Here is a 13736-nt window from a genome sequence, read left to right on the forward strand (position 1 = left end):
CGCCACCGAGCCGCTGCGCCGCGCGGTGCAGGCGTTCGTGCGCGGGTTCGTGGAGTCGCTGCCCACCGGCAAGATCAACACCTTCGGCAACCACACCCTCCCGGACGTGGTGATCGTCAAACTGCGCGGGGCGCGGCCGATCAGCTTCGTGGGGGCCTTCGAGGAGCCCATCGAGGCGGAGAAGGGTTACCTCGCGCAGGCCTGCGAGAACCTCGCGAACTACATCCCCGAGGTCGAAAGCGCCTACGGTGCCGCCGACGACGTCGACACCTGGGTGGTCCGCGTGGGGACGCGCACCGCCAAGCTCGCCGGTATCGGAACCCCCGTCACCCTCCCCGAACTGGTCGAACAGGTCGGCGAGGCGGTCGCCCGGCGCCAGGTGTCCGGCGCATGAGCGTGCTGCCCCTCGTCCTGGCGGGACCGCTCCAGTCCTGGGGGTCGGCGTCCCGGTTCGCCCGGCGCACCACGGAGAACGCCCCGACCAAGAGCGGGGTGGTCGGGCTGCTCGCCGCCGCCCTGGGGCGGGAGCGCACCGCGGACCTGTCCGACCTGGCGGCGCTCCGCTTCGGGGTCCGCGTGGACCAGCCCGGGGTCCGGGTGCGCGACTACCAGACGGCCCGGCACCTGGTCACGGACGTGTCCATGCCGGTGTCGGAACGCTTCTACCTGGCGGACGCGGTGTTCGTCGCGGCGGTCGAGGGGGACCCGGAGCTCATCGGCGCGCTGTACGACGCCGTCCGGGCCCCGGTCTTCCTGCCCTACCTGGGCCGGCGCTCCTGCCCGCCGTCCCGGCCCCTGGACCTGGGGCAACCGCTCCCCGGTCGGATCGAGGACGTGCTGAACGGACTGCCCTGGCAGGCCGCCCCCTGGTACCGGCGCGGTAGGCGCGGAACGCCCGAGGTGGAACTCACCACCCTCACGGACTCTGAGGGTGGAACCGGCGGGGATCTGTTCCGCGATCTTCCGGTCAGTTTCAACCCCTTGCACCGGCGTTACGCGATGCGCGCGGTGACCGCTCGCTCGGTGCGGGTGCGCAACCCGGACGCGCGCCGCGAGCGGGTACCCGACCACGACCCCCTGCTCGCGCTGGGAGGAGACTGATGTACCTCACCCGATTCCGCTTCAACACCAACAGGACGGGAAGCCGTCGGCTGCTGTCGTCCCCACAGGTGCTGCACGCCGCCGTGATGGGATGCTTCCCCGAGATACTGCCCTCCGACCCGGGCGGGCCGCGCGTGTTGTGGCGCCTGGACCGCAACTCGCGCGCGGAGGTGCTGCTGTACGTGGTGAGCCCGAACCGGCCGCTGATGGACGACCTCATGGAACAGGCCGGGTGGAAGAACGTCGACGACCCGGAACGGGTGTGGAGGAGCCACGACTACACGGGGTTCCTCGACCGGCTGGCCAAGGGGCAGACGTGGGCGTTCCGGCTCACCGCCAACCCGGTGCACAGCATTCGGCGCAAGGACGGGGAGCCCACCAAGGTCACCGCGCACGTCACCCCGCGGCACCAGGCGGGGTGGCTGATCCAGCGGCAGGACGCGTCCGGGTTCGCGATCGTGCGCAAGCCCTCCGACCAGCAGCTGCTGCCGGGGGAGGACGAGTACGAACTGACCGTGCACGACCGGAACGCGGCGGGGTTCGACAAACCCGACCCGCGGCCGGACCGCAAGGGGAAGCGGATGCGGGTGCCGATCGTCAAGGCGACCTTCGACGGGCGGCTCACCGTCACCGACCCGGACGCGCTGCGGCGGGTGCTGTGCGCGGGGATCGGCCGGGCCAAGGCGTACGGGTGCGGACTGATGACCCTGGCGCCGGTGGAGGTGGGGCGGTGACCGCAACGGCGGGGCGGCGCGGGGCGTCGACGCCGTGGGAGCTGACCCGGGTCGGCGAGCGCATCTCGTTCGTGTACCTGGAGAAGTGCGTCGTGCACCGGGAGGACAACGCGATCACCGCCTCGGACGGGGAGGGGATTCGGCACCTGCCGTCGGCGACCATCGGGGCGCTGCTGCTGGGGCCGGGGACCCGGGTCACCGATGGCGCGATGAAACTGCTGGGGGAGTGCGGCGCGACCGTCGTGTGGGTGGGCGAGTACGGGGTGCGGTTCTACGCGGCGGGGCGGGCGCTGACGCGTTCGTCGAAGCTGGTGGAGGCCCAGGCGACGGCGTGGGCCAACCCGCAGAAGCGGTTGAACGTGGCGCGGGACATGTACCGGATGCGGTTCCCCGACCTGGGTGTCGAGGGGCGAACGCGACAGCAGCTCCTGGGGCACGAGGGCAAGCGCGTGCAGGCCGCCTACCGGAAAGAGGCGGAGCGGACGGGGGTGCCCTGGCACGGGAGGCGTTACGTACCGGGGGACCACGACCGGTCGGATACACCGAACAAGGCGATCACCTCCGCGGCGCAGTGTTTTTACGGGGTGGCGCATTCCGTGACCGCCGCGCTGGGGTGCAGCCCGGGGCTGGGGTTCGTGCACTCGGGGCATGAGCGCGGGTTCGTCATGGACATCGCGGATCTGTACAAGGTGGAGATCGGAATCCCGGTGGCCTTCGACGCGGCGGCGCAGGGAGACGAGGACGTCGACGGGGTGACCCGGAGGCTGCTGCGAGACAAGATCAATCACGAGGGGCTGCTGGAGCGCTGCGTGGGCGACGTGAAGCGGCTGCTCCTGGGAGACGAAGCGGACGGGGCCGCCGAGGAACGGGACGAGGTGGCCCTTGTCGGTGACCGCGGGCGGCTGTTGGAGGCGGGACACAACTACGAGTTCGAGGTCGTCTGGTGACGGTCCTGGTGTTGACCAACTGCCCGAAGGGGTTGCGGGGGCTGCTGACCCGATGGCTGATGGAGATCTCCTCGGGTGTGTTCGTGGGAAGGCCGTCCCGAAGGGTGCGCGACCTGCTGTGGGAGGAGGTGCAGCAGTACGCGGGGCAGGGGCGGGCGTTGCTGGTGTACACGAACGACTCGGAGCAGGGGTTCGGCTTCAAGACGTTCGAGCACCACTGGGAACCGGTGGACCACGAGGGCTTGACCCTGATCAACCGCCCGAAGCAGCCATCGCCATCAGCCACGGCCACCCCGCCGAAGAAGGGCTGGAGCAAGGCCTCCAAACGACGCCGTTTCGGACGCTGAGCGACACATGCTTGTTTTGTGTGTTTTCAGTTCGAGTGTCTGAAATCCAAGAAGTTTGAAAATCGCCTGGTTTCCAATGGAATCCATGCAGGTCATTTGCCGTGCTCCCCGCACGCGCGGGGGTGGTCCCCGGTCGCCGTCCGCGGCGTCCAGGTAGTAGACGTGCTCCCCGCACACGCGGGGGTGGTCCCTACTCCGACCCGCAGGAGGCTCGCGACTGGTTGTGCTCCCCGCACACGCGGGGGTGGTCCCTCCAGGGCCTTGTCCACCAGCGGGGTTCCGGTGTGCTCCCCGCACACGCGGGGGTGGTCCCCGACGTAAGTCGGCCAAGCCCGGTAGCTGACTGTGCTCCCCGCATGCGCGGGGGTGGTCCCGGGAGATCTTCTACACCCAGCGCCTGGTCGTGGTGCTCCCCGCACATGCGGGGGTGGTCCCCACATCGACGCCGAGGACAACGCCATCGCCCGGTGCTCCCCGTGCGCGGGGGTGGTCCCTGCGGGTAGGCGAGCAGGTGTTCGGCGGCCTGGTGCTCCCCGGGTATGCGGGGGTGACGGGGGGTGGTTGGCGGCGGATCATGGGGCGAGGAGGGGACATGGGATTCTTTGCGAAGTCCACCGGGTCGCAGCCGTCCGACGGCGGGGAGGCGTTGAGGCGGCTGATCGAGGAGATGCGCAAGCCCCGTCGCCGGCTGGGCGAGGAGTTCACCCTGGGCAGTGCCGACGGTGGGATCTACACCGCCCGGCAGGTGTTCCCGCGCCACAACACGTGGGAGCTGGTCGCACCCGACGGGCGGACGGCCAGGATGGAGACCACCAATGAGGTGCGGGTGTGGCAAGTCCTGCGGGATCTGGTGACGGGTGCCCGGAGGATCACCGATGACGGGCAGATCGTTGGGGAGGAGTGAGAGCGCTAACAAGGGAGCGCGGGAAGCGTTTTCCGCTGGTGGACGGGCTGTCGCGATGGGTGTCGAATGGGATATGTTAGCGCCCACCCGTGCCTCTGGGCGGTCGTTCGCCGGGGGCCTGTGACGGTGTCGGCTGTGAAGGAGCTGCGGGTGGACCGGACCCCATCGACATCCGGGGCGGCCCGGGACCCCGCGATGACCGACGTCGCGCGCCTGGCCGGGGTGTCCCACCAGACGGTCTCCCGGGTGCTCAACGGCCACCCCAACGTGCGCGAGCAGACCCGGCTGCGGGTGCGCGCGGCCATCGAGCAGCTCGGATACCGCCCCAACCGGGCCGCCCGCGCGCTGGCGACCGGCCGGACGCAGCTCATCGGCGTCGTGGCCCAGAACTCGACCCTGTTCGGCCCCTCCTCGCTGCTGGCGGCCTTCGAGCTCGCTGCGGCGGCCCGGGGTTTCGTGGTCAGTGTCCGCCGGGTGCGGGTGCTGGACCGGGGCTCCATCGCGGAGGCCGTCGACCACCACCTGGAGCAGCGCGCCGCCGGGATCGTGGTGATAGCGCCCACCGCGGCCGCCGACGAGGCGCTGGCCGCGGTACCACCCGATATCCCGCTGGTCGCGGTGGACGGCGACCCCGCGCGCGGCGACACCCTGGTGACGGTGGACCAGCAGGCCGGCGCGCGGCTGGCCACCCGCCACCTGCTGGACGCCGGGCACCGGACCGTCTGGCACGTGTCCGGTCCCTCGGAGTGGTTCGACGCCGCCGACCGGGAACGGGGCTGGCGGCGGACCCTGGAGGAGGCCGGGGCCGAGGTGCCGCCGGTGAGCCCCGCGGACTGGAGCGCCGCCTCCGGATACCGGGCCGGGCTGATCCTCGCCCGTATGCCCGAGGTCACGGCGGTGTTCGCCGCCAACGACCACCTGGCCCTGGGCATCCTGCGGGCGATGTCCGAACGCGGCCGTGCCGTCCCCGGTGACGTGAGCGTCGTCGGCTTCGACGATGTCCCCGAGGCCGCCTACTTCATCCCGCCGCTGACGACCGTGCGCCCCGACTTCGCCAGGGTGGCCACCGAGACGCTGGACGTGCTGCTGTCCTGCATGTCCGGCGAGCCCACCGCGTCCACCCGTCGGACGATCACCCCCACGCTCGTGGAACGCGCGAGCGTGGCCGCCCCGCAGGGGTAGCTGCGGGGCGGCCACACCGTCCAGGCGGCCGTATCGCTCAGGAGTCCGCGCCGCTCAGATGGCGGCATCATTCGGATGGCAAAACCATTCAAATGGCAATGCCACTCGGATGGCGACACCATGCAGGCGGCCGCACCACTCGGATGGCCAGATCATTCAGATGGCGTCACCATTCAGATGGGTGAATCACTCGGATGGCCGCACCACTCAGGCCGAGGCCGGCGCCCGGTCCCCGGACTCCGTCGGGGGCCGCTCCCCGGGCCCCGGACGCCCTCGCGGCCGGAACCCGAACACCGCCCCGCCCGCGCCGACCCGCCGCTTGTTGTAGATGTCGAAGGCCACCGCCAGCAGCAGCACCAGCCCCTTGATGAGCTGTTGCCAGTCCACCCCGAGCCCGATCAGCGACATCCCGTTGTTGAGGACCCCCATGACCAGGGCGCCGATGACGGCCCCCACCACCGTGCCCACCCCGCCGGACGCCGACGCGCCCCCGATGAACGCGGCCGCGATGGCGTCGAGCTCGAACATGGTGCCCGCCCCCGGGGTCGCCGCGTTCAGCCGCGCCGTGAACACCAGCCCCGCCAGCGCCGACAGCGCCCCCATGTTGACGAACACCCAGAAGGTCGTCCGCCGCGTCCGGATGCCCGACAGCGCCGCCGCCCGCTCGTTGCCGCCCACCGCGTAGATCCGCCGCCCCGCGGTCGTGGACCGGGTCACGAACGAGTACCCCGCGATCAGCGCCACCAGCAGCAGCCCCACGATCGGCAGCCCGTTGTGGGTCGCCAGCGCGAACGCGAACGCCAGGATCGCCGCGACCAGCACCGCCGAGGCGGCCGCGGTCACCGCTGCGGGCTGCACCGGCAGCCCGTGCGCCCGGGTCCGCGCCCGGGCCCGCCACTGGATCCACACCACGACCGCCGCCCCCGCCGCACCCAGCACCAGGGTCGGCAGGTGCGGACCCTCGCCCCCGCCGCCGGGGAGGAACCCGCCCGCGAGCAGCCGCAGCGACGAGGGCAGGTGGGCGATGGACTCCCCGCCCAGCACGGCCAGGGTGGCGCCGCGGAACACGAGCATCCCGGCGAGGGTGACGATGAACGCCGGGACGCGCACGTACGCGATCCAGAACCCCTGCCAGGCCCCGATGGCCGCGCCCAGCAGCAGCGCCAGCGGCACCACCGCGGCGGTCGGTAGCCCCCACGAGGTGAGCATGATCGCCGACACCGCCCCGGTGAACGCCACCACCGACCCCACCGACAGGTCGATGTGCCCGGTGACGATCACCAGCATCATGCCGATGGCCAGGATCAGGATGTAGGAGTTCTGCAGGATCAGGTTGGTGATGTTGAGCGGGGTCAGCAGCAGCCCGCCCGTCAGGATCTGGAACAGGACGACGATGGCGACCAGGGCCACCGCCATCCCGTACCGGCGGGTGTCGCCGCGGAGCAGGCTCCCGAGCCCGGCCCGCCGCAGACCCACCCGCCCCGAGGCGTCCCGTCTCGAAGCGGCCCTTCCCGAGCCGCCCCGCCCCGAAGCGTCCTTTCCCGAGGTCGTGTCGTTCATGGCCGGTCCCCGGTTCTCGTCATCAGTCTCATCAGGGTCTCCTGGTCGGCCTCGGCCGCGGCCACCTCTCCGGTGAGCCGCCCCTCGCACATGGTGTGGATCCGGTCGCACATGCCCAGCACCTCGGGCAGCTCCGAGGAGATGAGCAGGACCGCGGCGCCCGCGGCGGCCAGCCGGCGGATGATCAGGTGGATCTCGTACTTGGCGCCGACGTCGATGCCGCGGGTCGGCTCGTCCAGGATCAGCAGCTCGGGTTCGGTGAACATCCACTTGGCCAGGACGACCTTCTGCTGGTTGCCGCCGCTGAGCGTGCGCACCGCCCCGCCCGCGACGTTGCCCCGCACGTGCAGGTCCTCGCCCATCCGCCGGGCCTCGACGGTCTCCCGGGCCTGGTCGATGACCCCGTGGCGGGAGACCCGGTGCAGCCCGGCCAGGGTGGTGTTGCGCCGGATGTCCTCGTCCAGCAGCAGCCCGAGCGTCTTGCGGTCCTCGGGCACGTAGGCCAGGCCTCCCCGAACCGCCGCCGCGACGTCGGGGACCGGAAGCACCTCGCCGTCCTTGAACAGCGTGCCCCGCACGTACCTCCCGTAGGAGCGCCCGAACAGGCTCATCGCGAACTCGGTGCGCCCGGCCCCCATGAGCCCGGCCAGCCCGACGATCTCGCCCGCCCGCAGGTCGAGGTCGACGCCGTCGACCATGCGCCGCCCCGGCTGGGCGGGGTGGTCGACCGTCCAGTCGCGCACCTCGAACCTGACCGGGCCGACCTCCCCGAGCGGCTCGGGGTAGAGCCGGTCCAGGGAGCGCCCGACCATGCCGCGGATGATCCGGTCCTCGTCCACCGACGGGGTCCCGTCCTCGTCGCGCTCCACGACGAGCGTCTCGATGGTGCGCCCGTCCCTCAGGATGGTGATCTCGTCGCTCACACCCACCACCTCGCCGAGCTTGTGCGAGATGAGGATGCAGGTGACGCCCTGGTCGCGCAGTTCGCGGAGCAGGTCCAGCAGTCGCAGGCTCTCCGTCTCGTTGAGCGCGGAGGTGGGCTCGTCCAGGATGAGCAGGCGCACCCGCTTGGCCAGCGCCTTGGCGATCTCCACGAGCTGCTGGGCCCCGATGCCCAGCGCCGACACCGGCACGTCCGGGTTCTCGTCCAGGCCCACCCGGAGCAGGAGCTCGCGGGCACGGGCGTGGGTGGCGTCCCGGTCCAGCACGCCGAACCGGGTGACCTCGTGCCCGAGCAGGACGTTCTCGGCGATGGACAGCTGCGGGACCAGGGCCAGCTCCTGGTGGATGATGGCGATGCCCGCCCGCTCGCTGTCGACCACGTCGGTGAACGCGCAGGGCCGCCCGTCCAGGACGATGTCCCCGGTGTACGTTCCGGCGGGGTGGACCCCGCTGAGCACCTTGACCAGGGTGGACTTGCCCGCCCCGTTCTCGCCCATGAGGGCGTGGACGCGGCCTTCGCCCACCTCCAGCGAGACCCCGTCCAGGGCCACCATGCCGGGGAACTCCTTGCGGATGCCCCGCATGCTCAGCAGCGGGCCCGGACCCGGACCCGGGCCCGGCGGCGCGTCCGTGAAGGGGGCGGCGGTCACAGGTCCGACTCCTCGTAGTAGCCGCTCTCGACGAGCACCTCTTCGTAGTTGTCGATGTCGACCGACACCGGTTCCAGGAGGTAGGCGGGGACCGTCTTGACGCCGTTGTCGTAGGTCTCGGTGTCGTTGACCGGCACCTCCTCCCCGGCGAGCAGCGCCTCCACCATGTCGACGGTCTGCGCGGCCAGCGCCCGGGTGTCCTTGAAGACGGTCTGGGTCTGCTCCCCGGCGATGATCGAGCGGACCGACGACAGCTCGGCGTCCTGCCCGGTCACGACGGGCAGGGGCCGGTCGCCGGAGCCGTAGCCGACGGCGCGCAGCGACTCGATGACGCCCAGGCTGATGCCGTCGAACGGGGAGAGCACGGCGTGCAGCTCCTCGTCGGAGTAGTGGGCGCTGAGCAGGTTGTCCATGCGCGACTGCGCGACGGCGCCGTCCCAGCGGTGGGTGGCGATCTGCCCCATCTCGGTCTGCCCGCTGGGGATCTCCAGCGTTCCGTCGTCCAGGTGCGGCTGGAGCACCGACATGGACCCGTCGTTGAAGAAGTAGGCGTTGTTGTCGTCGGGGGAGCCGCCGAACACCTCCAGGTTGAACGGGCCCTCCTCGCCGTCCTCCAGCCCGAGCGCGTCGACGATGTACCGGGCCTGGAGCACCCCGACCTCGAAGTTGTCGAAGGTGGCGTAGTAGTCGACGTTCTCGCTGCCCATGATGAGCCGGTCGTAGGCGATCACGGGGATGCCGCCGGAGGCGGCGGTGTCGAGCACGTCGCCCAGGGCCTCGCCGTCGATGGCGGCGATGACCAGGACGTCGGCGCCCCGGGTGATCATGTTCTCGATCTGCGAGATCTGGTCGGGCACGACGTCCTCGGCGTACTGGAGGTCGGTGCCGAACCCGCGGGCCTCGAACTCGGCGACCATGTTCCGCCCGTCGTTGACCCACCGCTCGGAGGACTGGGTGGGCATGGAGATGCCGATGAGGCCGTTCTCGCCCTCGGACCGGGCGGCGTCGCCGACGCCGTTGCAGGCGGTGAGCAGGAGGGACGCTGCGGCGAGCAGGGCGGTGGCCGCCGTTCGCGGCGTGTGTGGACCGTGCGACATGGGGGGTCTCTTTCGTGTCGGTGTGCGTGGGACGTGAGAGGAAGCAGGAGGGACGGGAGAAGGGGGCGGGGCCGCACCCGGCGGCGCGGCCCCGGGGGGCCGGGGTCAGACCCGGACGTACTCGATGCCGGTCAGCGCGCACAGGACACGCCAGTCCTGCGCGCACCGCCCGGCGTTCATGACCATGTGGTGGGTGCCGCCCGCCAGGAGCCAGGCGTCCATGCACCCCCGCACCCCGCTGTCGGGCCGGAACCGCCCGTAGGGCATCTCCAGGGCGGGCAGCGCGGGGGAGTCGAGGACCTCGCCCTCGGCGACGACCAGCCGGAACCGGTCGCCGCCCAGGGCCACCAGCGAGGCCAGGGTGGCCGGGCCGGGCCGGTACCGGAACAGCAGGGTGGGCGGGTCGGCCAGCCCGCCGATGCCCAGGGGGCGTTTGATCAGGCGCACGGGTTCGTCCTGGCGGGCCAGCCGCCAGTTGCCCTCGCCCATGTGGCTCATGAGGATGGAGTCGCCGGGAAAGTCCATCGCGTACATCTCGGTGAAGTGGCCGTCCCCCGCCAGCCGGTGGCCCGCGTAGACGACCGACGCGGCGAGCACGTCGCCCTCGCCCGCGAACCCGTACCCCTTGGCCATCAGGGTGGAGGCGGCGGCCATGGGCAGCCGGGCGAAGCGGCCGTCCTCGCCGATCGCGTCGAAGTGGGTGGAGTAGGCCCCGCAGCCGGTCTCCTCCAGCAGCCGTTCGATGCCCAGCTGCATGCGGGCGTGGTCCTCCCGCTCCTCCTTGGACAGCCGCCCGTCCACGTCGAAGACCGTGTCCTCCCAGGCCATGAGCTCGCGGACGGGTTCCTCGGGCAGGTCGGCCACGGTGCGGTGCAGGGCGCCCGGGGCGATGACGTGGACCTCGGGACCGACCACGCGCAGCAGCGAGGTCTCATCGACCCGGGCGTCCCCCATGCCGTTCATGGGGTAGCCGAACACGCCCACCCGCAGGCTCCGCAGCGCGCGCACGGCCCGCGCGGCCCGGGCCCAGCTGCCGATCCGGTCGGCGAACTCCGGGCTCTCCCAGTCGCCGGTGACGACCTCGAACGGCACCCGGGCGCGGACCAGCGCGTTGGCGGTGTCCTGGGCTCCGTGGACGCCCTGGTTGTAGGTCATGTCGTCCATGTCCCACGACGCGCTCACGGCGGGTTCGGGCTGGATGTTGGCCAGGGCCAGCGGCAGCCGCGCCCCGGTCAGGGCCCGGGTGACGCGCAGGGACGGGCCGTAGGTCAGCATGACCACCAGGACCCCGTCCAGGCCGGCCTCCTCGAACCCCCGCACCGCCCGCTCGGCGTCCTCGCGCCCGCGCACCGGCGGGGCGACGGTCCACTCGGCGACGCCGGAGAGCCGGTCGGCGACCCGGGCGGCGTAGCGCGCCTGGTGTTCGGTGATGCCCGGGATCATGGCGTCGTAGAGCGGCTGCATGACGCCGAGCAGCCCGATGCGCGGCGGGCGGTCCCGCACGGCAGGGTTGCGGGAGGGCTGGGGCGAGGGCGGGGCTGCGGGGACGGGGACGGTCACGGGGGTCTCCTCGCTGTCGGTGGGGGTCACTGGCCGTAGGCGGTGCGGTAGCGCTCGTGGAGGGCGTCGATGTGCTCCTGGGGCAGGCGCTCGACGGGCCCGGCCTGCCGGGCGATGTGCACGGTGCGGGCCGCGTCCTCGCACATCACCGCGGCCTTGACCGCCGCGGCGGCGGTGGGGCCGACGGTGAACACGCCGTGGCCGCGCATGAGGACGGCCGGGGAGCGGTGGCCCGCCAGGGTGTCGAGCACGCCGCGGCCGATGGCGTCGTCCCCGATGAGCGCGAACGGCCCCACCGGGATGTCGCCGCCGAACTCGTCGGCCATGGCGGTGATCACGCAGGGGACGGCCTCGCCGCGGGCGGCCCACGCGGTGGCGTAGGGGCTGTGGGTGTGCACCACCCCGCCGATGTCGGGGCGCTCCCGGTAGATGTGGGCGTGGGCGAACGTGTCGCTGGAGGGCCGGTGCCGCCCCTCGACCGTGTTCCCGTCCAGGTCGCAGACGACGATGTCCGCGGGGGCCAGGTCGTCGTAGGACACACCGCTGGGCTTGATCACCATGAGGTCGGCGCCGGGCACCCGGGCGGACACGTTGCCGCTGGTCCAGGTGACCAGGTTCCAGCGGGGCAGCTCCGCGTGCAGGGCGCAGACCCGGGCGCGCAGGCGCTCCACCTCGTCGCGGCGGGCCGCCAGCGCCTCGGCGGCCGGTGTGCGGGGGGTCATCACCGCTCCTCTCCTGAGCCGGACGGTGCCGTTCCGGCGGATCGCGGGCCGCGGGCGCCGTTGCGCAGGGCGCGCAGCCGGTGCAGGGCGTCGCTGCCGCCCCGGCCGAAGTGGTCGTGGAGCTCGGTGTAGACCGCGAACAGCTCCTTGTAGGCGGCCGCCGCGGCGGGGTCCGGTACGACCGGGTCGGGGCGGACCCGCCCCATGGCGGTCGAGGCGGCGTGCAGGTCGGGGTACAGCCCGGCGGCGACCGCCCCGTGGACCGCCGCCCCGAGGGCGCTGCCGTGTTCGGTGGCGGCGATCCGCAGCGGGCGGTCCAGGACGTTCGCGTAGACCTGGAGGACGAAGGGGTTGCGCACCATGCCCCCGGCGACGGTGAGGTCGCGGACCGGGACCCCGGCGCCGGTGAAGGCCTCGACGATGGTGCGGGCGCCGAACGCGGTCGCCTCCACCAGCGCCCGGTAGACCTCCTCCGGCCGGGTGGCCAGCGTCATCCCGGCGAGCACCCCGGAGAGCGAGTGGTCGACCAGGACCGAGCGGTTGCCGCTGTGCCAGTCCAGGGCGACCAGGCCGTGCGCGCCGACCGGGGCGTCGGCGGCCCTGCGCGAGAGCAGCTCGTGGACGGACACCCCGAGGGCGCGGGCCTCGTCGTGGTAGGCCGGGGGGACGTGGGTGTCGGCGAACCAGCCGAAGATGTCGCCGACCCCGCTCTGCCCGGCCTCGTACCCCCAGGCGCCCGGGGTGATGCCGTCCCGGACCAGGCCGCACATGCCGGGGACGTCGGCCCGGACGTCGGAGTTCATCACCAGGCAGGTGCTGGTCCCCATGATGGCGAGCATCCGGCCCGGGCCGGTGGTCCGCGCGGCGGCCGCGGTCACGTGGGCGTCGATGGCGCCCACCGCGACCGGGGTGCCCGGGGTCAGCCCGGTCCAGGCGGCGGCCTCGGCGGTGAGGCCGCCCGCGAGCGTGCCCGGCGGGGAGAGCGGGTGGTCGAGTCTCTCCTCGGCGAAGCCCGCCAGGCGCGGGTCGAGGGCGGCCAGGTACTCCCGGGACGGCCACCGCCCGTCCTGGTAGAGGCCCTTGTACCCGGCGGTGGAGGTGGTGCGGGTCTCGCGGCCGCAGAGCCGCCAGGTGATCCAGTCGACCGCCTCGATCCAGCGGTCGGCGCGCGCGTACACCTCGGGGTCCTCGCGCAGGACCTGGAGGGCCTTGGCGAGCTGCCACTCCGAGGAGATCCGGCCGCCGTAGCGGGGCAGCCAGGGCTCGCCGCGCTCGGCGGCCAGGGCGGTGATCTCGTCGGCCTCGGGCTGGGCGGCGTGGTGGCGCCAGAGCTTGGGCCAGGCGTGCGGGCGGTCCGCGAACCCGGGGAGCAGGCACAGGGGGGTGCCGTCGGCGGTGACGGGCAGGAAGGTGCAGGAGGTGAAGTCGGTGCCGATCCCGGCGACCTGCCCGGGGCGGACGCCGGCCAGGCGCAGTGCCTCGGGGACGGCGGCGCGCAGCACCTCCTCGTGGTCGCCGGGGTGCTGGAGCGCGGTCTCCGGCTCCAGCGCCGCCGTCCGGCCGGGGAGGCGGTCGGTGATGACGCCGTGGGGGTAGGGGTGTTCGGCGGTGCCCAGTTCGGCGCCGTCGGAGGCCCGGACCACGACGGCGCGGCCCGACAGGGTCCCGAAGTCGATGCCGACGACCACGGCGTCGTCCGGCACACCGTTGTGCGCGCTAACATTTTCCGACAAGGGCGCTTCCTTCCGAGATGGGGAGGATTGAGGGGTATCGGGTGGATGATGCCCTGAACTAGATAAGTGTCGGTTTCGCGGGAGGGGAGGGGTTCTGAGGGGCGGCGCGAGTGTGACCTGGGCAATATTGTTCGCGCTAACATTTTGGAATGTCAACCCCCCGCCGCCCGCGCGATCGGCCTCCGCCGGGCATCCGGCCCGCCCTCGCAGCGGGAGCGGTCCCGTGGCCGGGTCGCCCCCGGTGGACGCGGACGCGT

Annotated in this window: 13 protein-coding genes and 1 CRISPR repeat array; of the genes, 7 read left to right on the forward strand and 6 right to left on the reverse strand. The window is 72.5% G+C overall.

What is annotated here, in order from left to right; translation table 11 throughout:
* The 7 genes from ACJOT3_RS08670 to ACJOT3_RS08700 form a co-directional block, all read left to right on the forward strand.
* Positions 1 to 394, forward strand: a 394-nt coding sequence (locus tag ACJOT3_RS08670) for a type I-E CRISPR-associated protein Cas7/Cse4/CasC (RefSeq protein ID WP_406970667.1), incomplete at its 5' end; no start/stop codon positions are given.
* Positions 391 to 1101, forward strand: a complete 711-nt coding sequence (cas5e, locus tag ACJOT3_RS08675; RefSeq protein WP_406970669.1) for a type I-E CRISPR-associated protein Cas5/CasD — start codon at positions 391 to 393, stop codon at positions 1099 to 1101. The genes ACJOT3_RS08670 and cas5e, both read left to right, overlap by 4 nt.
* Entirely contained in the window at positions 1101 to 1835 is a 735-nt protein-coding gene (gene cas6e / locus ACJOT3_RS08680) for a type I-E CRISPR-associated protein Cas6/Cse3/CasE (protein WP_406970671.1), read from the forward strand. Before cas5e ends, cas6e begins: the two co-directional genes overlap by 1 nt.
* Positions 1832 to 2782, forward strand: coding sequence for a type I-E CRISPR-associated endonuclease Cas1e (cas1e, locus tag ACJOT3_RS08685; RefSeq protein WP_406970673.1), 951 nt, complete (start codon positions 1832 to 1834; stop codon positions 2780 to 2782). The genes cas6e and cas1e overlap by 4 nt, the downstream gene beginning before the upstream one ends.
* Positions 2779 to 3129, forward strand: coding sequence for a type I-E CRISPR-associated endoribonuclease Cas2e (gene cas2e / locus ACJOT3_RS08690; RefSeq protein ID WP_406970675.1), 351 nt, complete (start codon positions 2779 to 2781; stop codon positions 3127 to 3129). The genes cas1e and cas2e overlap by 4 nt, the downstream gene beginning before the upstream one ends.
* 100 nt (positions 3130 to 3229) lie before the next feature.
* A CRISPR array of direct repeats spans positions 3230 to 3564; the repeat unit is 30 nt; unit sequence TGTGCTCCCCGCACACGCGGGGGTGGTCCC.
* Between the two features lie 157 nt (positions 3565 to 3721).
* Positions 3722 to 4033 carry a hypothetical protein gene (locus ACJOT3_RS08695; RefSeq protein ID WP_406970677.1) on the forward strand — a complete coding sequence of 104 codons (312 nt, stop codon included), beginning with the start codon at positions 3722 to 3724 and terminating at the stop codon, positions 4031 to 4033.
* Between the two features lie 195 nt (positions 4034 to 4228).
* Positions 4229 to 5215, forward strand: a complete 987-nt coding sequence (locus ACJOT3_RS08700) for a LacI family DNA-binding transcriptional regulator (RefSeq protein ID WP_406970679.1) — start codon at positions 4229 to 4231, stop codon at positions 5213 to 5215.
* Positions 5216 to 5422: 207 nt separating this feature from the next.
* Here ACJOT3_RS08700 and mmsB read toward each other — a convergent pair whose 3' ends face one another.
* The 6 genes from mmsB to araB all read right to left on the reverse strand — a co-directional run bounded on the left by mmsB (position 5423) and on the right by araB (position 13434).
* Positions 5423 to 6775, reverse strand: coding sequence for a multiple monosaccharide ABC transporter permease (mmsB, locus tag ACJOT3_RS08705; protein ID WP_406970681.1), 1353 nt, complete (start codon positions 6773 to 6775; stop codon positions 5423 to 5425).
* Complete coding sequence (locus tag ACJOT3_RS08710; RefSeq protein WP_406970725.1) at positions 6772 to 8301, reverse strand: ATP-binding cassette domain-containing protein; 1530 nt, start codon at positions 8299 to 8301, stop codon at positions 6772 to 6774. Before ACJOT3_RS08710 ends, mmsB begins: the two co-directional genes overlap by 4 nt.
* Positions 8302 to 8363: 62 nt before the next feature.
* Positions 8364 to 9464 (reverse strand): multiple monosaccharide ABC transporter substrate-binding protein, encoded by a 1101-nt coding sequence (chvE, locus tag ACJOT3_RS08715; protein WP_406970683.1) that lies wholly within the window; start codon positions 9462 to 9464, stop codon positions 8364 to 8366.
* A 105-nt stretch (positions 9465 to 9569) separates the two neighbouring features.
* Entirely contained in the window at positions 9570 to 10928 is a 1359-nt protein-coding gene (locus ACJOT3_RS08720) for an L-fucose/L-arabinose isomerase family protein (protein WP_421536135.1), read from the reverse strand.
* Between the two features lie 122 nt (positions 10929 to 11050).
* Positions 11051 to 11746 carry an L-ribulose-5-phosphate 4-epimerase gene (locus ACJOT3_RS08725; RefSeq protein ID WP_406970685.1) on the reverse strand — a complete coding sequence of 232 codons (696 nt, stop codon included), beginning with the start codon at positions 11744 to 11746 and terminating at the stop codon, positions 11051 to 11053.
* Positions 11746 to 13434, reverse strand: a complete 1689-nt coding sequence (gene araB, locus ACJOT3_RS08730) for a ribulokinase (RefSeq protein ID WP_406970729.1) — start codon at positions 13432 to 13434, stop codon at positions 11746 to 11748. Before araB ends, ACJOT3_RS08725 begins: the two co-directional genes overlap by 1 nt.
* Between the last annotated feature and the right edge of the window lie 302 nt (positions 13435 to 13736).

Origin of the sequence: Nocardiopsis protaetiae, from assembly GCF_045446735.1 — a bacterium.
GTDB lineage: Bacteria > Actinomycetota > Actinomycetes > Streptosporangiales > Streptosporangiaceae > Nocardiopsis > Nocardiopsis protaetiae.